Origin of the sequence: Paenibacillus terrae HPL-003, from assembly GCF_000235585.1 — a bacterium.
Classification (GTDB): Bacteria; Bacillota; Bacilli; order Paenibacillales; family Paenibacillaceae; genus Paenibacillus; species Paenibacillus terrae_B.
On sequence record NC_016641.1, the window covers coordinates 5,525,257 to 5,550,875 of the forward strand.

Sequence of the window (25,619 nt, forward strand, 5' to 3'; positions counted from 1 at the left end):
TCTTTCCCTGATTATATAGAGCCACTCTGTTATTTTCCTGAATTATGATTCAAAAGAGAGTTTTTTCTGGAATATAGAAAGTAAACGACCAAACCTATAACAAGCCAAATCAGAAAACGGATAAACGTTTGGCTGTGCAAATTCAAGATGAGCGCTCCACACGAAATAATAGCCAAAATCGGAACATACGGAACACCCGGACATCGGAAGGCTCTAGGAAGATCGGGCTGTGTTCTTCTCATCACAATGACGGCAACTGAAATCAGAATAAATGCTGAGAGGGTACCGATATTCACCAAACTCGCTAACTCATCCAGCGGAATCAACCCACCCATTAATGCAGATAATGTACCAAAAAACAACGTATTAATATAAGGAGTTTTGTATTTAGGATGAACCTTTGACATTACTTTTGGCACCAAGCCATCACGTGACATGGCAAACATGATACGGGTTTGACCATAGAGCATTACCAGCATGACTGTAGTCATCCCTAAAATGGCCCCCACATCCACAATCCCCGCAACCCAGTTCTGACCTGCAACCTGCAAGACAAGTGACACCGGATGAGAAATACCTTCAAAGTCCATAAAAGGCACAATGCCTGTCATAATCCCGCTGACAATGACATACAAAAACGTACATATAATAAGTGAAAAAATAATGCCGCGCGGTAAATCCCGAGCCGGATTTTTGGTTTCTTCTGCGGCAGACGAAACGGCATCAAAGCCGATAAAAGCAAAGAATACCAGTGCTGCGGCTCCCAACACTCCACTGAACCCAAATGGTATAAAAGGCGTCCAGTTATCCGGCTTTACATATTTAAAAGCAACGAAAATAAATAATAAAATCACAACAACTTTTACAATAACCATGATATTATTAATACGTTTGGATTCTTTGATTCCAAAGTAAAGCAAGAAAGTAATCCCCATCAAAATCAAAAATGCGGGAAGATTAAAATAGGTGGTTTGATCTTTTAACGCACCCGGTGCCGCAGTGAACTCAAGCGGGATATGAATACCCATTCCATTCAAAAAAGATACAAAATAACCCGACCAGCCTGCGGAAACCGCACTGGCGGCAAGCATATACTCCAAAATCAAATCCCATCCGATAATAAAAGCCAGAAGCTCCCCCATCGTTGCATATGTAAAAGTATAAACAGAACCGGATACCGGAACGGTAGATGCAAACTCTGCATAAGCCAGTGCTGCGAATAAACAGGCAAGCCCCGCAATCACAAAAGAAATAATCAGACCCGGACCAGCCGTGACCGCTCCCGTGCCTGTCAACACAAAAATCCCCGTTCCGATAATAGCTCCAATGCCAAGCATGGTTAAATCAAAGGCGCCAAGCTCTTTTTTAAGTGCCTTTTCACCCCGCGTTGCAGCAAGCAACTGATCAATGCTCTTTTTTCTAAACAAGCTATTATTCATCCATCCCATCCTCCTAAACATGTAATATATACTTTTATACCTGGGTCACCTCATCTCTGAATTCCGTTTATTTTCTCTAAATTTGGAGTGAATTTTCAGAAGTATCTATCTTTGAGAACATTATATATAAAAACAAAAAAATGAAAACCGTTTTCAGAAACCTTCATTTAGATTCTTACATTTGATCGTTTTATCTTTATATATTTTCAAAAATCCATCATTAAAGTAGACAGAATGACAGAATTTTAGCTTACAAAAGACGTAAGAAAACCTTGCTGCTACAGGGTTTATCACATCTTATGTCAGGTCATAAGAGGATCTGTCGCTAAACTGATTTCTATTCTGGACCGGCCTATGTATTAGCAAAAAAATAGTCCGCACCAGCTAAAGCCGGGGCGGACTAAACCATTCATGCAAACTGCTCGAATAAAACAATATCAACTCATGTCTTTTTAACGTCTTCCTCCACTCATATAACGCTTGGAACGCGGTGGACCCAATATTTCTGCCCAAATCACGCCTCTGCGCAGGTCAGCCGAGGTTACTGTGCTGCGCTCCTGCAAAGCTTCCTCAGGAGCATCTGTAATCTCTCCCGACTCCCTTGCATTGGATATGTGATCAAGACGGGCTAAAACTGCTCTACGCTCCTCTTCCATGGCTCGGATTCGATCCTCCAGAGTCGAACCGTTATCCAAGGAATCCCGATTCGTATGTTGCTCTGTTTCCGTCCAATCATTCATTTGTTCTTCCATGCGACGAGCTTCCATAACTACACGCCGTTCATCAGGGAACTGACGCTGCAATTCTCCGGCAGTATCCTGCCTTTGCGGCTGACGGTGCTCCTGGCTACGTCCCATAAGGGAAGGGCCCGATGGTGACGAAGGGCCGCGAGAGTCGTGATCGCCACCAAAAGTAGGCATTCCCTTTCCCGGCGGCGCTTTTCTCTCTGTGCTTTTCATGCTTTTACCCAAAAAAGACACCAATGCAAAGCCGATCACAATCAGGATATACAAATGCTCAAAAATCCAGCTGATAAAGTTCATAACTCACCGCCTTGCTGCCGTAATTCATCGGCTATATCCCTTAATCCCGGTTCTTGTTGTCATTTCCCGAGTTTTCATTCGGTTTGCCCAAGGAGCCGCGCATTTGCGTATCTGCCTCAATATTTTTCAAATTCATATAGTCCATAACGCCGAGTTTTCCGCCACGTAGCGCCTCAGCCATCGCCAGCGGCACTTCGGATTCGGATTCAACCACACGCGCTCTCATCTCTACGACACGCGCCTTCATTTCCTGCTCCTGCGCCACGGCCATTGCACGCCGTTCTTCGGCTTTCGCCTGCGCAATCCGTTTATCGGCTTCCGCCTGCTCAGTTTGCAGAAAGGCACCAATATTTTTACCTACATCAACGTCCGCAATATCAATGGACAAGATTTCAAACGCCGTTCCGGCATCCAGACCTTTGGACAGCACCGTTCTCGAAATGGAATCCGGATTCTCCAGCACGTCCTTATGCGAATTACTGGAGCCGACAGTCGTAACGATACCTTCACCGACCCGCGCAATAATCGTTTCTTCTCCGGCACCCCCAACGAGTCGATCAATGTTGGCACGCACTGTAACACGAGCCTTAACCTTCACTTCGATACCATCCTTGGCTACCGCAGCGACAGTAGGTGTCTCAATGACACGCGGATTAACACTCATTTGGACCGCTTGCAGAACATCCCGACCCGCAAGGTCAATCGCAGCTGCGCGTTCAAATTCGAGCGGAATGTTGGCCCGCTGCGCAGCAATCAGCGCATTGATCACTCGGTCTACATTACCACCCGCGAGAAAATGACTTTCCAGTTGGTTGATGTTTAAGCCCAGACCAGCCTTAGTTGCCTTAATCAGCGGATTCACAATCCGGCTTGGCGTTACACGCCGTAATCGCATAGCCACCAGTGTAATGATGCCAATCCGCACCCCCGAAGCCAATGCTGAAATCCACAGCATCACCGGGAAAAAACTAAAAAATACGCTTAACACAATAATCACTACAACGGCAATCAGCAAAACGCTGACAATACCCGATTCGAACACTCGCATCATCCTCCATTAATCTAATTCTTCGTTTGTTTGCGTGGTTCAGACGTTGGTGTCCGCCTTGACCACAATGCGTCCGCCTTCTACTTTGGATACGATAATGGGCATATCCGTAGCAATAAACTCGCCGTTCGTCACGACGTCCACACGTTCGTCAGCGATAAGCACTGTTCCTGCTGGACGAAGCGGTGTCAGACTCACACCTCGCTGTCCCAATAGCACTTCCCGGTTCACAACCGAAGAAAAGCCTTGGTCAGCCGTCAAGCTTTCTTTAAGTATAAAACGGTTCCATATTCCCCGATCCTTGAAAGCAACGGCAATGATCGCCACTACAGCAACGGCAGCAGCAAAGGCTATACCCAATGATATAAAAGCATGCTGCATGTTGTAGGCCGCGCGAACAACTCCGGCGACAAGACTGATGGAACCTAAAATACCCAGAATACCAAAGCTTGGAATGAACATTTCAAGTATAAGCAAAGCCAGACCGATGATAAACAACAGCCACGTCTCGGAACCTGCAAAGCCAGCAATATAATTGCCGAAAAAGTACAAACCAAATCCGAGCACACCTAAAATTCCCGGCACTCCAAAGCCAGGTACGAGTAGTTCAATGACAACCCCCGCGATACCGATAAATAAAAGCAATGTCTGCACAATCGGGTTAGTCAATATCTCGGCTGCTTTTTCAGCCCATGTCCGCTCCACGTGAAATACATCATCCGCGCTATAGCCCATCCACTGGATAACTTCTTGCTCTGAAGAGGCGATGTGATCCGCATAGCCCAGTTTAAGCGCTTCCTCGCTGGTTAAAGAAATGATCTGACCTTTTTCTTTATTAAAGTTCAGCTCCGGTATAGCTACAGCAATTTTGGAGTCTACCATACCTCTCGCAATATCTGGGTTACGTCCGCCGGATTCTGCGGCAGATGCCATGCTGCTCTTCCACCAAGCTACCGTTTTCGGATCCGTGACAGCCTGCCCTTTGCCGTCCACCAGCGCTGCTGCTCCAATAATGCTGCCCGGCATCATAACAATTTTGTTTGCGCTTAACGCAATATAGCTGCCCGCAGAGGCCGCTTCGCCTCTAACATAGGCTACGGTCGGGATGGGGCTTTCCTTAATCAGCTTGCCCAGCTTCTCCGCCGTGTCTACCCGTCCACCAGGCGTATTAATATCCAGCACAATGAGGCCCGCTTTGGACTCCACCGCTTCTGTAAAGCCGCGTTCCATAAAGCTGCCCAGTCCCTGTTCAATTTCCTGATCCACCGGTATAACGAACACAGAACCGCCTTTCACAGCGGCCGCCGCTGATCCCGAATGGAATAATGGCAACAGCAGAACTGATATCATGATCCACATGGTCCAAAAGATCATTTTGCGGCTGGAGTGGTGATGTTCTCTATGCATTACTCTCCCCCCTTTCGATCTTTCTATGTTACAGCATATCAAATTTTGTCAGGTAAACCATACAGTTTTCAGGATTTATTGTGAAATTCTTGAGTATGTTGCTAATCCTGATGGCTGTCATGTACTTTACGCACCTGATAGACATCAAGTTTCAAATGATCATAGATAGCGCTTACAAAAAATCCATCTCGTAATAACAGCCTATGACAAACGCGACAGATACAGAAATAACACCCTCTGTAAACAGAGGGTGTTGCGATTTCCTGTTTGTCGCAGGTTTATTGCAGAAATTGCTGAACCGCTTGGTTCACGAGCTTACCGTCAGCGCGGCCTTTTACCTTAGGCATCAAGGCCGTCATTACTTTCCCCATCTCGGCTTTTGAAGAAGCACCGGTTTCCTGGATGGTCTGCTGTACAATAACTTTAATTTCTTCTTCAGAAAGTTGTTCGGGAAGGTACTGAGCGATGATCTCTATTTCTGCTTTAGTGCTTGTCGCAAGTTCATCACGACCGGCTTTTTCAAATTCATGGAGGGCATCTTTTCGCTGTTTGATCTCACGACTCAGAATATCAAGCACTTCGTTGTCGTCCAAATCCCGTTTCAAATCTATTTCAAGATTTTTAATCGTAGAACGAACCATTCGAATGGTGGAGAGTTTGAACTTGTCCTTACTCTTCATTGCTTGCTTCATATCTTCGTTCAATCGTTCGCTCAAATTCATGATTGCTTAGATCCTCCTAGAACTTTCTCTTACGAGCAGCCTCGGACTTTTTCTTGCGCTTTACGCTTGGCTTTTCATAATGCTTGCGTTTCTTCACCTCAGCCAATACGCCATCCTTAGCAATGGAACGTTTAAAGCGACGAAGTGCAGCATCAATTGTCTCGTTTTTGCGAACTTTAGTTTCAGACACCAGTTTTCCCTCCCTCCGACCAGACCGTCCAAGAGCAATAACACGGTTCATCAAATTTTATTATAGGTGAAACGGAAACCGGGTGTCAACCTATAAGAAAAAATGAATAAATATAGGATACATATTTCTCCATTACGTCCGTATTACTGAAAGACAAGCACTGTCAATTTTAAGAATGTGAGTCCGAAATACCCGTCAAGGCACCCAATGGGGCACCGCCCAGCAGATGATAATGCAGATGTCCCACCGCTTGCCCGCTATCCGGACCGCAGTTGTTAATCAACCGATAACCGGATTCAGCGATACCCAGTTTTTTCGCCACCTCAACTGCAACACGATGAATCTCCGCAATCAGAGGAAGATCCTCTTCCGTCACAGCATTCATTGAAGGAATATATTTCTTCGGAATAATGAGCACGTGTACTGGCGCCGCAGGCTGGATATCATGAAATGCGAGCACATTGTCAGTTTCCAGCACTTTTTTGCTGGGGATGGTTCCATCCACAATTTTCAAAAACAAATCGTCCATTCAAAACCCTCCTTTGGCAGTGAGCCGATGATCAGATTCGAAAGTGCAGAACCTATGCTCTCGGCATTCAAAGTTATGTATTTCCCACAACCGAATTGAACATATACAGCTATGGTTTGTTATACCTATGTTTCTCTATGTATCATAACGGAAAAAGGGTCTTAATACCAGTTTCCTCTTCCCGCTTCCTCTATAATAGCTTTCACCCCTTCGTCAATTTGATCCGGCTGAGCACGTGAAATACTGATGCGTAAAAACTTTTCGTGTTCCTTATAATCGGATAAGTAAAATCCTTTACCAGATACCACCTGTACCTTTCTCGCGGCAAGACGCTGCACCAAACGCTCCATGTTCACTGTCCGGGGCAGCTTAAACTGCATATACACTCCCGAGCTTACAGCCGACACTTCAATCACCCCGTTCTGATTGTATCGCTCCACTGCCTGGTTTAAAATACGAATGCGTTCCGCATACAGCCTGCATATCGTGTGCTTGTGGCGTTCATACATTCCATTTTTAATATAAATATCAAGTGCGGCCTGAGATAAAATGGAGGTGTCGACGTATCTTTTGTGTGCGCTGAACGTCTCTAACAGGGTCTCCGGCAAAACCGCAACGCCTAAGCGCAGGCCCGGGAAAATGATTTTCGAGAAGCTTTTTAAATAAATAACACGGTCTGTCTGATCGTACGCATAGATAGGATCAAAAAGGTGATCGATCCCCAAATCAGCCATGTAATCATCCTCCACAATGTACACATCGTATTTGGCAGCTAATGCGGCTATAGCTTTGCGTTCCTCTGTGTTGTATGAGGTCCCCAGGGGATTATGATATCTTGACATGGTGTAAAAAAACTTGATGCTCCCGTTCTTAAATTGATGCTCCAATTCCTGTAAATCCATACCTACTGCTGTTCGGGCGATGGTGCTGACGGGTATGCTCTCTCCCTCCAAAAAACGCAAATAAATATCGTAGCTCGGCTGCTCTACCAAAACCGTCCTTTTGCCGTTCGGAAACGGCATTTTAGCAAGGATTTCCAGTGCCTGCTGAACACCAGAAGTGACGATAATCCGCTCCATTTTTGCAAATACCTGATTATCGGCCAAGTGAGAAACAAGCGTATGACGCAGTGTCTCCAGCCCTTGCGAATCTCCGTAGGTGAACAAATGATATTTGTACGTATCAATGGCCTGATTCAGACAGTGCTGAAAGTCCAGATAAGGAAATACGTTTAAATCCGGGGAGGCCGAAGCAAAATCAATCGAGGCCTGAATATGACCTTGGCTATGACGCACATCGCCAGAGTTTTCCACCACATAATATCCGCTTTGCGGAATGGAATAGATGGCGTGTTTCTTTTCAAGTTCGGCGTATGCCCGCAAAATCGTGCTTTTGCTGCATCCGTACAGCTCTGAAGCATCTCGGATAGAAGGCAGCTTCTGACCCGAGATGTATTGCCCCTCGCGAATTTTAAGCTCTATATCCGATAGAATCGAAATATATTTTTTCACCATGATCCTCCTCCTGTTTATTTCACTTCCTACTTCTTTATACGGTTGATATTAACATGCTTTATGGATAATAAGGATGCCCCATTCTATAAAATTGTACCGATACAGTTATGATAATTTGATATCCCACAGGCTCGCTCATTGTTGTACCTTTAGTTCATCGGAGAGGACGTTCGCGAACACGGTCCCGAAGTATGAAAGAGAGGAGGGCAGCTTATGAACACCCAAACAAACGGATTAAAACTGGCTTATTTCTTTGCAGTGCTGAATGCTGCAATTATTGGATTTTCATTTTTATTTACTAAAATGGCACTGGTGCATGCCCATCCCATCGATACGCTGACCTACCGGTTTGCGGCTTCTTTTATAGTCCTGTCGATTCCGGTGGCCTTGGGGTGGATCAAGTTGTCTTATCGGGGCAAACCCATATTTAAAGCGCTGCTGCTGGCTTTGATGTACCCGCTGGGATTTTTCACGCTACAAGCATTTGGATTACAGCACGCAACCTCCGCCGAGGGAGGTATTATGTATGCCTTCACACCCGTTGTAACGATGATCATTGCTTCCCTATTTTTAAAAGAAACAACGACCCTTTTGCAGAAGCTGTCGATCTTTTTATCTGTGTTCGGCGTTGTGTTCATCTTTATCATGAAAGGGAGCAGCTTTAACTTGTCCAATTTGGGCGGGATCTCCATGCTCTTCCTGACGTGTGTAGCTTTTGCCGGATACAGCGTTTTGGCACGCTCTCTGTCGAAGCATTTTAGTCCGGCGGAAATCAGTTATTTTATGATGGGCATCGGGTTTATTACGTTTCTGGTCGTATCGCTCACGAAACATATTCAAGGTGGAACGCTGAGCCAGTTTGTCGCATTGTCCGGTAACGGCACTTTCGTACTGTCCATTATATATCTTGGCGTGGTGGCCTCGCTTATCACTTCACTGACTGCGAATTATGCTTTGTCCAAAATAGAGGCATCGAAAATGAGCGTATTTACCAATCTGTCGACCATCGTGTCTATCGCAGCCGGGGCTTTGTTTATTGGCGAAGAAATAACAGTGTACCATCTGATTGGCTCGGTACTGATCATAGCCGGGGTGATCGGAACCAATTATTTGGGCCGGAAAAGAAAGATTGTTGAGATAGCTGAGGGCATGTTATGAGGTAGGTGGCATGCTGAGATTAGATTTGGAATGACATAGGTAAAAAAAGAGGCTGTTTCTTCCTGGCGGAAGAAGCAGCCTTAAGTAGGTCATGATGACCACACTATGGCGATTAAAAAGACAGGAGTTTAATAATAAGGGAGCAGGCTGATTGCGGTCAGCGCAGCAAGCGGCAGGATCAGACGGTTAAAGCGCCGACGTCCATATGGGAAACCATATCCGTAGCCTATGCCGGTTACCGGGTACGGATATGGCGGGTAGGATGCAAAGCCGCCATAAGCACGGGAACCGCAGCCACAGTTGTTAGGCGGATAAGGGAGATTTACGTTCTCTGCTTCACCCACGGGAACTGCCAAATATAATTTTTCATCATCCACATGCTCCACAATTCCGTCATACATCGTTCCATCCTTCACCCATACGCACACGTAGCGGTGCATATGCTGTTGACATAGCATTTTGGCATCCATTTTTTCCGGTGCTGTCCCTTTTACGTTCGTCATGCTTTTTTCCATGGTTGTTTCCTCCTAGGCTCTTGCATGTATACCGTATGTTATTCAAAAATGGGCTATGTGCTACATCAAATTGGGCGAATTCCGGCTTGCAAACAAAAAAAGAAGCACCCCGGAGGCTCTTGGCAGAGCCCCTCTGAACGGACGTATGACGGGAAGTTTCCTTCCGCAGCATACGTCCGCCGGGGTGCTGTATGATTAACTTGTCGGCTTAGCTGTATTATAACAACACTTTGAAACTGTATCTGTGATCTGTATCACGTCGCTTCAAAATGTTTCCATGACCACGCGGGAGCCGCCTCCGGCCTGCTCTGCGGGAAGAACGACCAGCTTGCGCGGCAGACGGGCACGCAGCTCGGGCACATGGCTGATCACGCCAACTGACAGTTGATCGTGATGCAGCTTTTCCAGCGAGGTGATCACCGTGTCCAGCAGTTCAGGGTCCAACGTTCCAAAGCCTTCATCCAGAAAGAAAAATTGCAGCGGGTATTGGCCGCGCAATTGAATCTGGGCCGACAGCGCGAGTGCGAGCGACAAGGAGGTCAGGAACGTTTCACCGCCGGACAAGGTCGATACTGGACGCTTGACCCCGCCGTTGGCATCGTCACTAATGACAAAGCCACCGCTGGAATCTACCTCTAGCGCATAACGCTGCTTGGTCAGAAAACGTAAACGTCGTGAAGCCGACTGACTGACTTGCATTAACTGCTCCTCGGCAATGTATTCGACGAAGGCGTTGCCCCGGAAAACGGACTGAAGCTTGGACATCTTATCTGCCTCGCTGCGCAAATGTGTCCGATTGGATTCCAGCTCCATCCAGCGGACATGCCGATGCTGCAAATCCTCCAGATCACGCTCAGCCTTGGCACGATTCTGAAGCGCCTCTTCGTCACGTGTACGGCAATCACGCAGCTGGGCTGCGGCCGTTTCCCACTGTTCCTCGGTCACTGTTGCTCCATCCAGCTGTTCTTCCACATGCTTTAAACGGGAGGACAGCCCTTGTTCACGTTCCCGGTGCAGGCTCACTTCACGTTCATAACGTGCGGCTTCCTCCGGCCCGAGACAGCATTCCACGACCTCTGCTTCGGTAGCAAAAAGGGAGGCTTCCAGACGACTGCTCCAGCGGGACTCCGATACCTGCCGTCTTTCTTCCGCCGAATCGGATGCCTGCCGGGCAATCAGCGAAGCATGAACGGCTTGCTGCTTGCGTTCTTCCGCTTCAGCGCGGCGGCGTGCAGCGGCTTCGGCTTCGTTTCTAAGCCCTCGAAGGCATGAGTTCACTTCTTCCAGCAAGGAAGCCGCAGGGTCTTCTCCAACCCACTTGCGAAGCTGGACCATTTTTTCGCGCAGCGAGTCATCTTTGTTCTGGAGCCCGGTACGACGGGCAATAATGATTTTGTCTTCCTCGATGATGCTCTGCTGGATCTGCTGAACACGCGCCGCCTTCTCTTCGAGGAAGGTCACGCTCGTCTCCAGCCGGGACCGCAGCTCTTCCGCGCGCCCGTCGCGCTCCTGCATGGCGCGATAACGCTCCGCAGCTTCGCCCGGCGCCACGTCCGGCAGCTGCGCCGTCCATTCGGCGCGTAATGCCCCGCTGCGCGTGGTGCATGCCTCGCGCTTGCTCCGCGCCTGCGTCAGTGCTGCGACAGCCGCCTCTTGCTCGGCGGCTGCGCGGATACGCCGCTGCTGTCCGGCGGCGTCCGCCTCGCGTAGCGCGTGCGCCTCCGCAGGCAGCGTACGCGCACGGGCGGCCAGCTCGGCTGCCGCCTGTTCCAGCCCCGCGCAGCGCTCCGCCCAAGCGGCGGCACCGCGCGGCGCGGCTGGCATGGCGCTGGGCGCAGCCGGCTCGCCCGTGGCGGCCGCGCCGCTAGCGTCTGAGGCGGCGGGCTGCACCAGCAAGCTGCGCTGCTCGTGCAGCTGCTGGCGCAGCGTAAGGCGCAGCTCCTGCAAGCCCAGCCGCAGGCGGTGCAGCTCGTCCGGCGCAGCGGCATCCGCGGCGTGGGCCGCGGTGACGGCGGGCGCGGGGTGGTGCAGCGAGCCGCACACCGCGCACGGCTCGCCCTCGCGCAGCTCGGATGCGAGGTGCTGCGCGAGGCGGCCCAGCTCCTCGGCGCGCAGCTCATGGCGCAGCTGCTCCTCCTCGGCAGCCAGCGCCGACACATCGGCGGTGACCTCTGCCTCCAGCGTGAGCAGCGCCTCAATGCCCCCAGCCGCCTGCGTGGCAAGGGCGGAACGACGTCCCTCCGCCTCATGTGTCTCCTGCTCCATCAGCTTCAGGCGTTCGTCAGCCTGGGCAAGTCTTTGTTCCTGTGTGACACAATCCTGCTCTGCTTCGCGTAGCTGCTCATCCGCCGTCTCCAGTTGTTGCAGCCGTTGCACAGCCTCTTGAAGCATTCGCCGTTCATCTGCACGCACTTCATTCTGCTTCAATTCCTGTTGAAGCTCCTGCTGCCGCTTCGATCCTCGCGCCTGTAGCTCTTGTTCCTTGACGAGTCCTTCGGCATATGTAGCAAGGGTTTGCTCACTCTGTGCAAGCTCTACCGCCAGACGGTCCCGTTCTGTCCGCAACGCTTCCGTATCACGCTCCAATTGCAGCGCCTGCTCCAACTGTTCGATTCGAAGCAACAGCTTCGGTTCCTCTGCACCCAGAGCTTGCCGGGCCTGCTCATCTGCCTGTACAGACACAACCGCAGCCTCCTGCGCCGATTTCGCCTGCACCGCCGCTTCTTCCGCCGCCTTCCGGCGCTTATCCGCTTCGGCAGCGGCTTCCTTCCAATCTGTCAGCGCAGGCAGCAATGCCTCGGCTGCGGAGGCCTGACGGAGCTTGCGCTCCAGCGAAGTAATGTCCGGCTCCAGTGCTGCCAACTGCTCCAGCTCGTTTGCCCGGAGGCTGCGCTCCATGACCAGCTCACGGATTTTGTTCAGCGCTTCCGTCTCGCGCGACACCCGTTCCAGCTCGCGACGCGAGGCCTCGGCATGGGCAAAAGCTTCTTTGAGACGCTGCTCAGCCTGTTCAAGCGCTTCGGCACCCGCGTCGCCCAGACCCTGTTGCTCCGCTTCCAACGCTTTCAGTGCAGCGTCATTGTCCTTCACACGGCGGCTCAGCTTCTGTGCGAGCTGGTCTCCGTACTTTTCCAAATGAAACAAACGCTGCAGCATCTGTCTGCGTTCACTGCCCTTTAAAGATAAAAATTCGGCAAACTTCCCCTGCGGCAATACAACAGCACGTGTAAAGTCGTCCATTTTCAGGCCGATATACTCCTCCACACAACGCGTCACGTCCTGCACCTTGTCAGCAAGGACTTCCTCACCGTCCGCTGTGAACGCGATAAATCGACTAAGCGTATTATTCACCGATACGCCTCCAGCCCGTTTGAATCGGCGCTCCACACGATAACGACGAGGTCCTTGGGCTGACATCAATTCGAACGTAAACGCAACGGACAGCGTATCCTCGGCATGATTCATAATGCCCTGTGTTCCATTCACCGCCCGTTCCACCTTACCGTACATAGCTAACGTAATCGCGTCCAGCAACGTCGATTTACCACTGCCTGTCGGGCCAAAGATCCCGAATAGTCCGGTTTCGGTCAGCTCATCAAAATGGATTTCCTGCGACTCCCGGTAGCTTTGCAACCCCGCCAATTTCAGAAGAATCGGTTTCATACATCCTCCTCCTCGGCTTGGTCCCTTGCATCATCCTGTTCCACCAGCTCCAAAAATAGCTGCACCAATCCATCATCCGGCTGTGCGCCGCCAGTTTGCCGTTGATAAAAAGCCCGAAACAGCTCGTGAACCGGCAGCTCTGAGCGCTGATGTTCCAGCTGCGCCGCCGCCATTTCAGGATACATCGGGCGGATGTGAATGATGCCTTCACGGCTTTTACGCAGCCGCTGAATATCTCCCAGAGACATCGCTTCATCCAGCGTAATTTCCAGGTCAATAAAGGCGTCCGCATCCAGCCCTTCGTCCAGCCAGCGATACACCTCTTCCAGACCTCCCCGTGCGCGCCATTTCACTAAAGGCCGTCCACTCGTAATATACAGCTCCTCGACCTGTGCGGGCTTGCCTGCGACCACGTCAATAAGCGTGACCGATTTGGCCTGCCCAGCTTCGGAAAAGCTATACGCCAGCGGAGATCCGCTATAGCGCATCAGTCCGTCACCCTTCACATATTGGGGACGGTGCAAATGCCCCAAAGCAGTATATTGCGCTCCGATGCTCAACGCAGACGGGTCTACGGTATAGGCTCCCCCGACCTGAATCGGACGCTCCGAATCCGACTCCAACCCGCCAAGCACATAAATGTGGCTCATGGACAGATTAACGGTATCAGGTCGAAACGCCGTACCGAGCTGTGTCATCAGCATCCCCACACGACGACTGTAAGCCTCTCGCAATACCGTTTCGTCTCCGTCCTCGGACAACAATTCGTTCAGACGGGACTCCGAAGGATAAGGCAAGGCTGCGATACATGCCATTTCTCCTGTACGCGGTGTATGAATCCGTACCGCTTCCCCGCTGGGCAGCCCCAGCAACGTAATTCCGCGCTGACTCACCAGCGGCGTAACCGAGGATACCCGTTCCGGCTGATCATGATTACCCGCAATAACGACCAACGGTCTTCCTCCAGCCGTTAAACGGGCAGACGTTTCATAAAATAGCTGCTCGGCGGCGGCTGGAGGATTGACCGAGTCGTACACGTCTCCAGCCATCATAATCAGATCTGCCTGTTGATCGTCAGCCATTTTCGCCAATTCTTCCAAGAACGCCTCCTGCTCCTTCAAACGGCTGCGCCCTTCCAGCGTTCTCCCTAAATGCCAATCTCCCGTATGCAAAATCCGCATGCTGTTCCTCCTCTCTCCTGTTCAACTACAATCGCACACTTTCTCCAGCCTCCAGAAAATACAACCACTTCTCAGCAACCCTTTTACCTGTAATATCTTCGATCACATGGGCGTACAGCTCCAGTTGAAAACGATATTGCTCCGTTAAATGAGACACCGTCCGATAATCGGATACACGGTCTGTTTTGTAATCAAGCAAAACCAACCCCTCTGGCCCTTCAAACATGCAGTCAATAATCCCGTTCATCAGCACTCTATCATCGTGGCCAGGCTCTGACGTCCTGCTTTCCCGCTGTTGCCTGGACGCTCCCGGCTCTGTTTCCTGTGCTGACAACATCGACGGCAAACTGCGGCTCCAAAAATCTGCCGCTCCTATCGTATAGGTAAATGGAAGCTCACGTTGAACATGGGATGCCTCCAGCAATCTACGACCCAGCTCGCTGGTGAAAAAGCGCAATATTTTAGCCGTATCTAATGCCTCCGCCTGAACATCCAGCAACAAACGCTGGTTCAGCAGACAGGCCTTCGTTTCCTCAATCACCTCGGCGTTCATCACACCACCCAGCGGCAAATGCAGAAACAGCGTATGGTATACCGTTCCACGCTCCGTTGGCGTCAGTCGCCGATTGCCCATAAATTTGGGTCTGCGCAAGTGTAGTCGATTTCCCCCAGTCTGAGAATCTTCCATCTCCTCTGGTAACTCTGCTACTTGAAAAGAAGACAGATTCAGCCAATCTTCCGATGCAGCTTCCTGCATCGTTAGCCATCTTTTCATTTCCGTGACCGATGTATTCGCCGCCGTCTTGCTTGCCCGTTCATACGGATAGGACCAGGAAAGCGCAGCGGCAATACCTGCATCAGCCCTTGTTGCAATATCTGCTGGGCTACTTGACACGTAGTCGGATGAGAGCCACCTTTTGTCTATCGGCTCGGCATTTTTCAACGCTTCCGTCTTCTGCTGACGCTCTTCATTAACACTCTCTTCCTCAGGGTCCAAATTCAAACGAGAGCCGGAAAGAGTCTCCGAAGCTATGATTCTAAATAGCCAATCACCGCCCGGCATATATTCCAGCCTGTGATAGTTCCCCTCCTGATCCCCTGCCGCTTCCCTCAGTACAGCAGCAGAAGGATGTCGGATCAACGCAGGACCTACCCAGTCCAAATAACTACGGCCTGCCGCCAGCATATAATCGGGTAAAACCGTTTCCGTATGCTCCTTGGCACGTGCCCAACCCGCTGCACGTGAAGTGAGATCCTTTACGGTTCCGGTCATAATAAGCTTTTCACGCGGGCGCGTAAGCGCCACGTATAGCACCCGCATTTCCTCAGCCAATAGCTCCAGCTGGGAACGTCGACGAATCGCCAAATTAGGCAGCGTCGGGTAGCTGACCCGATTTTGTTCCTCCACATATTTGGGACCGAACCCCAGCTCCTTATGCATAAGAAACGGCGCATTCAGATCCTGCTGATTGAACATTTTAGCCGTTCCGGCGATGAACACGACGGGAAATTCAAGTCCTTTACTCTTGTGAATCGTCATAATACGGACTGCCTGATCAGGTTCAGTACCGCCACTGGATGAGCCTAAATCACCGCCTCGCTCTCGCAAACGGGAAATAAAGGTTAAAAATCGGAACAAGCCCCGGTTAGAGGCTGAAGTCTCATACTGTCTCGCCCGGTCATACAGCGCCCGCAAATTACTCTGACGTTGAGAACCGCCGGGCAATCCACCTACCCAATCCAGATATCCCGTTTCCTCCAGCAAACGCCAAATCAATGCACTCAAGCTGCCTTGTCTTGCTTCCTGCCGCCACGCTTCCAAATCGCGCAAAAACGAACGCAGTCGGGCAGGCAACGTATTTCCGCTATTCCTGTCATCCATATCTGAGGCATCTGTCGAATCTCCTGCGAAAAGGTCCAATTCCAGCATGTCGCTGGACGTTCCATTTTCACGATCCTGTGTAGGGTCAGCCTCAGCCGCCGCAAGGAGAGCGCCATAAAATAATCCGTCCGGCTTTTGCAGCCTGATTTGTGCCAGCTCATCCTCGGTCAAGCCTACAATCGGTGAACGAAGCACGGATGCCAGCGGGATGTCCTGCTGCGGGTTATCAATAATGTGCAGCAGAGACAGCATCACCTCAACTTCCGTTGCTTTGAAAAAGCCTGTCGTCTGCTCCCCGGATGCCGGAATGCCCTCAAGACGCAGTTCCTCTACAATCAGCGGTGCCCATACGCTTGCCGAACGGAGCAAAATGACAATATCACCGAAGACTGCCGGACGCATCGCTTTTAACCCTCTGTCATAAATCAACAGCGGTTGGCCTGTATCTCCTGTCAGCTCCTTAATCCGCTGCGCGATTGCGCGAGCTTCCAATTGTGCCGTTTCCAGCTCCGCAAGCTCAGCCATTTCGCCTTCCTGCAAAGCGGACTCATCACCCGTTTCGGACAATTCCGGAGCCTCCGAAAGACCACGCCCGCCTTTATCAACTAACAGCAGTTCAGGTGCATATGGGGATGTGGCATCCTTTTCCGTCTGCTCAGGATAGGAGGCACCATGCGCCAGCCATGCCCGTTCATCATATTCAATTTCCGCCACATCCACGCTCATGATTTGCCGAAACATCAAATTGACCGCATCAACGACTTCCACCCGACTGCGGAAATTACGCGCCAGATCAATTAAAAAGCCATCTTGCTGCTCCTGCATACCGTACCGTTGGTATTTGTTCAAAAACAGACCCGGCTCCGCTAATCGAAACCGATAAATACTCTGCTTCACGTCCCCTACCATAAAACGGTTACCCGGTTCTTCACGGGATACCAGCCTAACGATATCCTCCTGTACCGTATTCATATCCTGGTACTCATCCAGCAGCACCTCGTCGAATTGCTCCTTGTATTCGAGCGCAGCGTCCGAAGGCAGCAGTTTGTACGGAGTGGAGTCGGGATGACGTAATATTTTTAGACAATAGTGCTCCAAATCTCCGAAATCCACCAGCCCTTTGGACTGCTTGTGCTGTTGAAATCGTTCGCCAAATAAAATAACGGTTTCCACCAGTTCGTCCATCAGAGGAGCCGCCGCATGCAGTTCCTCCAAATAGGCTTCTGATCTCCTGCCGAACAGGGATGCCTTCATATCTGTAATCATTTTTTTGGCTGCCTCACGGAGCGCCTTGACCCGTTCCTGTAGTGCAGGCTCAGTCTGATCCTTTTTGACCGGCTTGAGTTTGCCGAAGGCCGCTATCTGAAAGTGATCATACAGTGCTGCCCATGGCTGTGTCTCCAACTCCTGTAGCAGTCCCTTCACCATCGCTGTATCCTCCTGCAGCGTCACTGCATAGGGTGCAGGGCCACCGGGCTGCATAGCCGTCTCATAGGCCTGATCCAGCAGGCTTGCTGCTCCGCGCAGCGAAAGTGCCGTATCCGCCAAAATGCTGCGGACCCAAGGAGTCTCTCCCAAAGCCGCCACATCCTGTACACGGAACGCTGCTGCCGTCTCCCTCAGCCAGTGCTCCGGCCAGGGATGACTTTGCGAAAAATCATACAAGCGCTGAACAAGCACATACATCGCATCATCTGTGCGCTCACCGCTAAACCAGTCCACCAGTCTGCGGAACGTACTGCCCTCATCGTTAGCCTCATACTTTTCCTCAAATAATTCTTCCAGTAGCTCCTGCCGCAGCAATTCCGTCTCATGCTCATTCATAATCCGAAAACCGGGATCAAGGGGAATGGCCTGATAATGCCTGCGAATGACCTCCATACAAAAAGAGTGAAGCGTTGTAATCGAGGCCCGATTCAGCAGGGATAGCTGACGACGTACATGCTCACTATCCGGCTCCTGTTCCAGCACACGTTCCAAAGCTTCACGTATACGTTGGCGCATTTCGGCGGCAGCAGCCTTGGTAAAGGTCGCTACCAGCAGCCGATCCACGCTGAAACCGAGCCGGGGATCGGCGATTTTACGAATAATGCGCTCTACAAGCACCGCTGTTTTACCAGAACCCGCCGCCGCCGCTACCAGCATGTTGTTGCCGGATTCGGAAATCGCACGCCACTGGTCATCACTCCACATACTGCCTTCCGGCTTGGGTATGCCGTGGGCTCCTGATGTGCTTATCATAAGTCCATTCCTCCTTTCCCTTCCTGTGCAGACCCGAGCAAATCCCATATCTGATCCTTGCCGGGTTTCCCCCATTGGTTGTAGCCGCTGCCCTCCAGACTGTCGTCAAATTGACAAACAGGTTTGAAAGAACAAAAGGTACATGCCGTCTCTTGCTGGATACGATAAGGTTCAATCGCCACGTCGCCCTCTGTCATGCGTGTCCCAATCGTTCGGATATTATCGCGTACCGAAGCCAGCAGGCTATCCCACTGTTCTGGAGAAGCGACAGACGCACTACTGTAAAAGCTGCCATCCGCCTTTACCGCAACTGGCAAAATGGAGGAATACCCCTTATCCAATGCTGTGTCCATTTGTCCAACCACATCCCGATCCGCCAGCAATAGCCCTTTCATCTTGAAGCGTTTCAAAAGCTCCTGACGGGCCTGTTCCGCGCTAAGACCATTCGGCGACTGCAACATCGGATTGTGGACGTGAAAATACAGCGTACCCGCCGGATAAGCCGTCTCGCCAAGCCATTCCTCCGCCGCATTCAGCAGCACGTCCAAGTACGTGAGCATTTGCAAGGACAAGCCATAGTACACCTCATGCAGCTTGAGATCCTTTTGGCTGGACTTGTAATCAATGACACGCAAAAGCAACCCTTTTTCTCCCTCTGCCACATCTACGCGGTCAATTCGTCCGACGATTTCCATCACCACACCGTTGTCCAACCGAAAGGTCAAAGAGGGAAGGTCCTGTCCTGACCCAAACCCCAGTTCCAGTCCAATCGGCTCAAAGCTGTCTCTACGCGCATGTTCACCCAAAATCAGCGAAGCCCGACTCACAATGTCTTTCAGCTTGCGCAAAATGTACCCGTACCGCTTGGAGCTCATTAAAATCTCGCCTTGCAGGCGGGGGGCCAAACGCTCCACCGTCGATTCCGCCTCTTGTCGGCATTCCTCTGTACTGAGACTGCCCCAGCTCACGTTTCGTTTACGTAAATTAATCGCCATCTCTCCGAGCGCCGCATGGAACAACTGCCCAATATCCGGTGCCTTCAGCCGATACATTTGGCGCTCCTTCAAGCGAAGACCGTGAGAAGCAAAATGCGAAAACGGACAAGCGACAAAACGTTCCATACGAGATACGCTAGTACGTAGCTTACTGCCGTATAGACGGCGACTCGTTTCCTTCCGCATTTCGGCATGATTTTCGTAAAAAAGTGAAGTCAGCAACTGACGCAGCTTGTCCTTTTCAAGCCCCTGCTGGCGCGCATACCAGTTGTATACCTCCCACCAGGGAGATAAAATCTCTCCACCATGCCGCCATTGTCGGAATTGCGCGATCAGTTGCGGCAATGCCTCGGACGGATGGGAAGCATACTCCCATTGCGTCGTCCACGAGTCCCCAGGCAAAGGATAGGCAGCTAACGGATGCTCTTCCAAAGCAGGGAACAGTTGACGGACATGCCGTACCAACTCTGACGGCAGCAACGACTTGCCCTCTTCGTCGGTCACGGCGTAGCTTATCCACAGGCTGCTCCCGGCTGACGTGAGCGCCGTATACGCGAGAAAACGTTCATCCAGCAGACGCCTTGTCATATCCGGTGCCAGCTCCACTCCCCGTTCATTCAAGGCGGTACGTTCCTGCTCGTTCAGCACGCCGTCCTCATGAAATACAGCTGGCATCACACCTTCGTTCATACCCAGGACAAAGGCATGGTGAATACCAGCTACACGAGTACGGTCTGTATTTCCTACCAGTACCTGATCCAGAGCTGGCGGAACAAGACCCATACGGTACTCTATCAGCCCCGTTTCCAGAACACCGGCAAACAAAGAAGTGTCCAGCTTCTCATCACCCATCATTTCGACGATCTGATCCAACAGTTCAAGCACCGCATCCCATACCTGACGATGCTCCTTCGCCTGCTCGGGATTTCCCGCTTCCTCGGCTTGATGGATTAAGTTATCCAGCTTATGCCCAATTTCTGCATCCTCCAGCAACAAGTACACCGCTTCACACTTCTCAAGTGCAGTCCGGGCCTTACCCAGACGTTTCTCAAACGCACGTAAAGGCGTCACGATCACATCGCGGCACAGCTCCATTAGATCCAGCGTTTCATCCCGCTGACGGTTCCGCTCCTGTTCCTCCAGCTCCAGCGAAAGGCTCGGTACAGCCTGCCAAGGCCGTCCGTCTGTCCAGCGGCTGCCCTGTATCCCGCAGGCCAATGCGTAATTTTCCAGACGGTCCATATCCTCACGGCTGACCCGTCCATCCTGCGGCAACAGCAGATCCGTTTTGACCGCACGAAATACATCCTCGTACCGCCAACGCCGCTGAACGATATCCAGCGAAGCCCGAATCATTTCCACCAATGGATGATGCAATACGCTTCTGCGCTGATCCAGAAACACCGGAACCTCATATTGTTTGAATATCGGCTCCACCCACGGCTCATAATCCTCAATATGGCGTACGAACAGAGCCATTTCCCGATAACGTGCCCCCTCATCTCGGGCCAGGCGGCGCATTTCGCGCACTGCGCCCTCCAGCTCGACACGTCGGTTCGCTGCGGCATACAGTTTGATTTCTGCTGGCTGCTTATCTTTCCATCGCTCCCGCATCTGTTGCTGCGGCATGGATCGTTCCTGGTTCCGATATCCCGCACGTCGTTCAAACTCTGCCTCCAGATACGCCAACGCCGGACGGTCCTTAAATCTCGGAAGCGGATCAGGGCGCAGCAGTTGTGTCTGTGTCTCCATCATCAGCTCGTCCGCCATCCCTTTAAGCTTTACATAGGTAGCTGCCGAAGGATGAAACAAATCCAGCTCATGCGGAAGCTGTCCACTCTCGTAGCTACGATTGCAGGTCAGCGCGACCGTCAACGAAGAAGCATGCAGCATGAGCTGCTCCACCACCTTGTATTCATGCGGCGTAAACCTGCGGTACCCATCCATCCAAATATCCGCCCCACGTACAATAGACGACTCAGCAATCTGCTCCGCCAGCATACGCAGCGTATCCTCACCGTCAATATATTTAAGCGTCAGCTCTCTTTCAAAATCCTCATAAATCAGACTGATGTCCTTGAGCTTGCCGCGTAAAATCGGAGTGGATTCCCCCGCAGCATTCATTCGCTCCAGTTGCTCCGGTACAGACCGAGTATCATTCCCGTACTGTTTCAGCTCTGTAAACAGCGTATTTAACCGATCCACAAAGCCCAACTGGTCTCCCGAATCCTTAAATAAACTCAGTTCATCCTTGCGACGACGAATAATTTTATATAAAAGCATCTTCTTGCCTTCCTCCGTCACAGGTACCAGCGCCGAACCCCCAGTTTCCTGCATGACCAAATAGGCAAGACGATGAAATCCCATGACCTGTGCGCGCACCGTCCCCTGAATACCGTTTCCGGCTTCTGTAAGCAGCGCATGCTCGGAAGCAAATGACGATTGCTCCGGCACAAGTAACAGCATAGGCTTGCCTAGCGGTTCCTTGCGTAGCATAGCCGTCATTTCACGACGGATTAACGTACTTTTCCCGCTGCCTGAGCGGCCAATTAACAAACGGACCGACATGATGCGGCCTCCTTTCCAACGAACAACAATCTATTAAACAGTATAGCATATGAGGCAAGGGAGAAAAGAACGTACGTTTGCCAAAACACAAACAGTCCCGCAGGTTTGGCTTGGTGCATGCCTTCTCTACAGGACTGTTTTATGGATGAAACGAGCCTAATCTACTTATTCCGCTACCCAAAAAGGCGGTTGACTGTGTATGAATTCTACAGTTGTGTCCGGCTACGCACCTCAAAAATAGCAAATTTCAAATAATGGCCTTCCTCCACACCCAGAATTTGGGGATGATCCTTACCAGCCGCTCTCCAATCCACCAGACGGAGGATTTTTCCGGCATCCGCCGCCGCTTCCTTAATCGTGTCCAGAAACAGCTCTGGCCGCATATGGAATGAGCAGCTCGCAGTTACTAAATAGCCGCCCTCATTGACCAGCTTCATCCCGTGCAGATTAATATCCTTATATCCACGCGTAGCTCCTTTGACCGCATTCTTTGTTTTCGCAAAGGCTGGAGGATCAAGAATAACTACATCAAAGGTACGTCCGCCCCCTGCTGTTAGCGGCTTGGAAGTATCTCCTTTACCCCCGGCCCGTGCGGTGCGTTCCTCTACGCCTTTAACCTGATTGCGCAAATATTGGAAAGCATCGTCCACGACAAACTCGACGCGTTTCTCAAAACCGTTCAGCTTGACATTATCCCGTGCGCTTTCAATCGCGTGGTCAGAAATATCAAGACAGGTTACTTTTTTAGCACCGTATTTGCAGGCATTGAGCGTAAAGCTTCCCGTATGTGAAAAGCACTCCAGCACAGTTGCACCATCCCAGAATGGGAATTCCACAACCTTGCCGCTTTTGTTCACAGGCTTCATGACCACTGTGCCAGCGTCACCCTGCTCTGCTGCTACTTCCTGTAGCGTAATTCCGCTGCGACCTCCCCAGCCCGTCATCAGTGGAGCAATCGCCGCACGATTCTCACGCTGGTCGAAGAAATAACCTGTCTTCTGGCCCTCTACAATATCGACCTTGATACGCAAACCATTTTCCGTTACCACGACATGACGCGGGCAGTCGCCATATAAAGGCCCTTTGGTCTGTTCCAGTCCTTCTAGCTCGCGGATGGATACATCACTGCGCTCATATATGCCAACAGGGCCAATCACTTCAACAAGTGCATCCCTGATTTCTTCCCTGCGCCGATCCATTCCTAGCGTTAACAGCTGCACGACCAACACTTCACCAAAACGGTCTACAATCAGCCCGGGTAAAAAATCAGCCTCGCCGTATACCAGCCGATACACATCTCCCCCGGTCACAAAACGTTCACGGTGCTCCAGACAATCGCGGAGGCGTTTGGCAAAAAAGCTTTGATCCATCGCTTCCAGTGGCTCGTAGGACACCACACGCACCGTAATTTGTGAGGCCGGATTATAGTAACCCGTTGCCAAATAACGGCCCTGATGACTTACGATATTGACCAGATCACCTGCCTCCGGTTCACCCTCCACCTTGGCTATTTCATTTTTAAACACCCAGGGGTGTGCGTGCTCCAGCCTTTTTTTGCGGCTGCGTTCCAATATTACTGAAGGCAAAGTCCTCACTCCCATTCTTGGATTACTCAAAGTCCTTAAAAGTGTAGTGTTCGATGGGGGCGCGACTCCGCGGTTCATTTGATCCTACGATCGCTGACGCTTCTCCAGATTCAAATGAACCGCTCCGCTACTGCCCGCCTTTATATCGGCATCACGCTTTTAAAGCTTGTGAAGATACTGCAAAAATTATCGTTTTCCTAAAAAACAGCTCGGTCATGCTTGTCATGGCTGTCCTCGGCAGATCATAGGCTGTTACATAAGCGCTTTAGCGATACTGTAAAGAAGCGATATGCTTCGGTTCGCTCAAAGCAACTGGTAAAACATCATGATTTAAAGCAAAGGACAGCGATTAAAAGATCGAATGAGCTGCGAAGCACCTTAGCTCATCAATATAAAATACCTTTAGAAAGGGGGCTATGCCCGTGTTTATTCATGTTATTTTGCCGCTGTGCGGTGGGCTGCTTATTTTCCTGGGTGGGATGAAGCTGATGGAAGCGGCCCTCCGGCATTTGGCTGGCCCCTTCCTCACCCGCTGGCTGAACCGGGCCACCGTTTCCCCTTGGTGGGGCATGCTGTTCAGCTCAGGCATTACCGCCCTGTTGCAAAGCAGCACCGCTGTCACGGTGCTGACCATCGGACTGGTCAACGCCGAGCTGTTGACCTACGGCCGCACGCTCGGCATCATCCTCGGCACCAATATTGGTACCTGCCTGACCACCGAGCTAATGGGTCTCCAGCTAGGCAAGCTGGCTGTTCCGCTGCTCTGCGGCTCGCTGCTTTGCTGGAGCGCCGCCGTCTTGTGGGGCGAGGCTGTCTCCAGCCGCCAGAATGCGTCTTCCGGGCCGCCATCCAGCCCCAATCAACTCAGCCGACCGCAGGCTGTACAATATATCAGCCTCGCCTTTGCCGGATTTTCGCTGATCCTTGCGGGTATCCGCGTGATGCAAACAGTCGGCCCTTGGATTGAGCAGGCCGGGCTGTTCCGCTGGTTCCTTGACCACGCTGCGGCCAACATGTGGTGGGCCTTCGCCGCCGGGGCCTGCCTGACAGCACTGGTTCACAGCAGTGCCGCCGTTATTGGCATGGCGATCAGCCTTGCTGCTGCAGGAGCTTTGCCAGCCGATGTGGGGATCGCCATCGTCATTGGCTCCAACGTTGGCACCTGCGTGACCGCCCTGATTGCGGCTGTCGGCGGCAGCGTGTCCGGCAAATTTGTGGCCTGGTCCCACGTGCTGCTGAACGTAGGCGGGGCGTTGCTGTTTATGCCGCTGATCCCCGGGCTGGAAATGGTAGCCGCCTGGATATCCGCTGAGCCTGGAGCCAAGGTAGCCCATGCCCAAACCCTGTTTAACGTGATCAGCTCTCTGCTTGTCTTGCCAGTCTGCTATTTACCTGTATGGACACGTTTGGAGAATCGCATATCTCCCAACATCATCAAACGTTAATTCCAAGCATGGACAGCGCCTTGCTCAAAATGACATCATTGTTGTCATATCCACCTTGGCGCTGGAGACGCCATGCTTCCTGAGGCGTATGCCACGCAACACCTTTAATTTCTTCAATCTGTGCCTGTAAATCCCCATCCAGTGCCTCTACGAGATAATAATGGACTTCCTTGTCCACTTCCCCGAATTCAGGATGCTGATACGTATAAGCGATCATATCCACATGCTGGATAATCCGTCCGTTCAGCCCTGTTTCCTCACGAATTTCACGTAAAGCCGTCTGTTCGATCGTTTCTCCCGGCTCCATTTTACCTTTAGCCAAGGAGACCTTGCCGTATCGGTCGGTAATCAGCTGAATTTCAAGCTGCTCCCCCTGTTTGCGGTACACAACACCGCCTGCGGAAATTTCCTTTTTTGCTGCCATCCTGTCTTCCCCTTTCCTTGCGCAACAAGGATTCCGTCCTCCCTGTAAGGAAAGGCGAAATCCTTGTTT

The 25,619-nt window shown here is 51.3% G+C and carries 17 protein-coding genes; 2 read left to right on the forward strand and 15 right to left on the reverse strand.

All coding sequences use genetic code 11. From position 1 onward, the window contains the following. Positions 1 to 29 precede the first annotated feature (29 nt). The 8 genes from HPL003_RS24540 to HPL003_RS24575 form a co-directional block, all read right to left on the reverse strand. Complete coding sequence (locus tag HPL003_RS24540; RefSeq protein ID WP_014282494.1) at positions 30 to 1,439, reverse strand: branched-chain amino acid transporter BcaP; 1,410 nt, start codon at positions 1,437 to 1,439, stop codon at positions 30 to 32. A gap of 452 nt (positions 1,440 to 1,891) precedes the next feature. Further along, positions 1,892 to 2,482 carry a hypothetical protein gene (locus HPL003_RS24545; protein ID WP_014282495.1) on the reverse strand — a complete coding sequence of 197 codons (591 nt, stop codon included), beginning with the start codon at positions 2,480 to 2,482 and terminating at the stop codon, positions 1,892 to 1,894. Between the two features lie 40 nt (positions 2,483 to 2,522). Then, positions 2,523 to 3,530, reverse strand: a complete 1,008-nt coding sequence (floA, locus tag HPL003_RS24550; RefSeq protein WP_043922497.1) for a flotillin-like protein FloA — start codon at positions 3,528 to 3,530, stop codon at positions 2,523 to 2,525. 39 nt (positions 3,531 to 3,569) lie between these two features. Beyond that, positions 3,570 to 4,937, reverse strand: a complete 1,368-nt coding sequence (locus HPL003_RS24555) for an NfeD family protein (RefSeq protein ID WP_014282497.1) — start codon at positions 4,935 to 4,937, stop codon at positions 3,570 to 3,572. Between the two features lie 278 nt (positions 4,938 to 5,215). Further along, positions 5,216 to 5,659: a GatB/YqeY domain-containing protein gene (locus HPL003_RS24560; protein WP_013311146.1), complete on the reverse strand. Its 444-nt coding sequence runs from the start codon at positions 5,657 to 5,659 to the stop codon at positions 5,216 to 5,218. Between the two features lie 16 nt (positions 5,660 to 5,675). Next, positions 5,676 to 5,849 (reverse strand): 30S ribosomal protein S21, encoded by a 174-nt coding sequence (gene rpsU / locus HPL003_RS24565; RefSeq protein WP_005547957.1) that lies wholly within the window; start codon positions 5,847 to 5,849, stop codon positions 5,676 to 5,678. 169 nt (positions 5,850 to 6,018) lie between these two features. Further along, on the reverse strand, positions 6,019 to 6,378 hold the full coding sequence (locus HPL003_RS24570; protein WP_014282498.1) for a histidine triad nucleotide-binding protein: 360 nt from the start codon (positions 6,376 to 6,378) through the stop codon (positions 6,019 to 6,021). A gap of 161 nt (positions 6,379 to 6,539) precedes the next feature. Beyond that, positions 6,540 to 7,889: an aminotransferase-like domain-containing protein gene (locus HPL003_RS24575; protein WP_043922904.1), complete on the reverse strand. Its 1,350-nt coding sequence runs from the start codon at positions 7,887 to 7,889 to the stop codon at positions 6,540 to 6,542. Between the two features lie 216 nt (positions 7,890 to 8,105). Here HPL003_RS24575 and HPL003_RS24580 point away from each other — a divergent pair, with 216 nt between their 5' ends. Further along, positions 8,106 to 9,050: a DMT family transporter gene (locus HPL003_RS24580; RefSeq protein WP_014282500.1), complete on the forward strand. Its 945-nt coding sequence runs from the start codon at positions 8,106 to 8,108 to the stop codon at positions 9,048 to 9,050. Positions 9,051 to 9,178: 128 nt separating this feature from the next. On the opposite strand, the gene HPL003_RS24585 is transcribed toward HPL003_RS24580, so the two are convergent. The 6 genes from HPL003_RS24585 to HPL003_RS24610 form a co-directional block, all read right to left on the reverse strand. Beyond that, the gene (locus tag HPL003_RS24585; protein WP_014282501.1) at positions 9,179 to 9,565 is read right to left on the reverse strand and encodes a hypothetical protein; all 387 of its coding nucleotides are present in this window, start codon (positions 9,563 to 9,565) and stop codon (positions 9,179 to 9,181) included. 264 nt (positions 9,566 to 9,829) lie between these two features. Beyond that, on the reverse strand, positions 9,830 to 13,228 hold the full coding sequence (locus HPL003_RS24590) for an AAA family ATPase (protein WP_014282502.1): 3,399 nt from the start codon (positions 13,226 to 13,228) through the stop codon (positions 9,830 to 9,832). Further along, complete coding sequence (locus HPL003_RS24595; protein ID WP_014282503.1) at positions 13,225 to 14,409, reverse strand: exonuclease SbcCD subunit D; 1,185 nt, start codon at positions 14,407 to 14,409, stop codon at positions 13,225 to 13,227. The genes HPL003_RS24590 and HPL003_RS24595 overlap by 4 nt, the downstream gene beginning before the upstream one ends. A 25-nt stretch (positions 14,410 to 14,434) precedes the next feature. Then, positions 14,435 to 18,532 (reverse strand): helicase-exonuclease AddAB subunit AddA, encoded by a 4,098-nt coding sequence (gene addA / locus HPL003_RS24600; protein ID WP_014282504.1) that lies wholly within the window; start codon positions 18,530 to 18,532, stop codon positions 14,435 to 14,437. Beyond that, on the reverse strand, positions 18,529 to 22,095 hold the full coding sequence (gene addB, locus HPL003_RS24605; protein ID WP_014282505.1) for a helicase-exonuclease AddAB subunit AddB: 3,567 nt from the start codon (positions 22,093 to 22,095) through the stop codon (positions 18,529 to 18,531). Before addB ends, addA begins: the two co-directional genes overlap by 4 nt. Before the next feature lie 206 nt (positions 22,096 to 22,301). Next, on the reverse strand, positions 22,302 to 23,681 hold the full coding sequence (locus tag HPL003_RS24610) for a class I SAM-dependent rRNA methyltransferase (protein ID WP_014282506.1): 1,380 nt from the start codon (positions 23,679 to 23,681) through the stop codon (positions 22,302 to 22,304). Between the two features lie 422 nt (positions 23,682 to 24,103). On the opposite strand from HPL003_RS24610, the gene HPL003_RS24615 reads away from it, so the two are divergent. Next, positions 24,104 to 25,126: a Na/Pi cotransporter family protein gene (locus tag HPL003_RS24615; RefSeq protein WP_014282507.1), complete on the forward strand. Its 1,023-nt coding sequence runs from the start codon at positions 24,104 to 24,106 to the stop codon at positions 25,124 to 25,126. Here the strand turns inward: HPL003_RS24615 and HPL003_RS24620 are convergent. After that, a complete protein-coding gene (locus HPL003_RS24620; protein WP_014282508.1) occupies positions 25,116 to 25,550 on the reverse strand; it encodes an NUDIX hydrolase in 435 nt (144 codons plus the stop codon). The two genes, HPL003_RS24615 and HPL003_RS24620, sit on opposite strands and share 11 nt — an antisense overlap. Positions 25,551 to 25,619 lie beyond the last annotated feature (69 nt).

Bases quoted from the DNA above. Each gene is read 5' to 3' on its own strand.
- HPL003_RS24540 (WP_014282494.1), bottom strand. From the start codon at position 1,439: ATGAATAATAGCTTGTTTAGAAAAAAGAGCATTGATCAGTTGCTTGCT.
- HPL003_RS24545 (WP_014282495.1), bottom strand. From the start codon at position 2,482: ATGAACTTTATCAGCTGGATTTTTGAGCATTTGTATATCCTGATTGTG.
- floA (WP_043922497.1), bottom strand. From the start codon at position 3,530: ATGCGAGTGTTCGAATCGGGTATTGTCAGCGTTTTGCTGATTGCCGTT.
- HPL003_RS24555 (WP_014282497.1), bottom strand. From the start codon at position 4,937: ATGCATAGAGAACATCACCACTCCAGCCGCAAAATGATCTTTTGGACC.
- HPL003_RS24560 (WP_013311146.1), bottom strand. From the start codon at position 5,659: ATGAATTTGAGCGAACGATTGAACGAAGATATGAAGCAAGCAATGAAG.
- HPL003_RS24570 (WP_014282498.1), bottom strand. From the start codon at position 6,378: ATGGACGATTTGTTTTTGAAAATTGTGGATGGAACCATCCCCAGCAAA.
- HPL003_RS24580 (WP_014282500.1), top strand. From the start codon at position 8,106: ATGAACACCCAAACAAACGGATTAAAACTGGCTTATTTCTTTGCAGTG.
- HPL003_RS24585 (WP_014282501.1), bottom strand. From the start codon at position 9,565: ATGGAAAAAAGCATGACGAACGTAAAAGGGACAGCACCGGAAAAAATG.
- HPL003_RS24590 (WP_014282502.1), bottom strand. From the start codon at position 13,228: ATGAAACCGATTCTTCTGAAATTGGCGGGGTTGCAAAGCTACCGGGAG.
- HPL003_RS24595 (WP_014282503.1), bottom strand. From the start codon at position 14,409: ATGCGGATTTTGCATACGGGAGATTGGCATTTAGGGAGAACGCTGGAA.
- addA (WP_014282504.1), bottom strand. From the start codon at position 18,532: ATGATAAGCACATCAGGAGCCCACGGCATACCCAAGCCGGAAGGCAGT.
- addB (WP_014282505.1), bottom strand. From the start codon at position 22,095: ATGTCGGTCCGTTTGTTAATTGGCCGCTCAGGCAGCGGGAAAAGTACG.
- HPL003_RS24620 (WP_014282508.1), bottom strand. From the start codon at position 25,550: ATGGCAGCAAAAAAGGAAATTTCCGCAGGCGGTGTTGTGTACCGCAAA.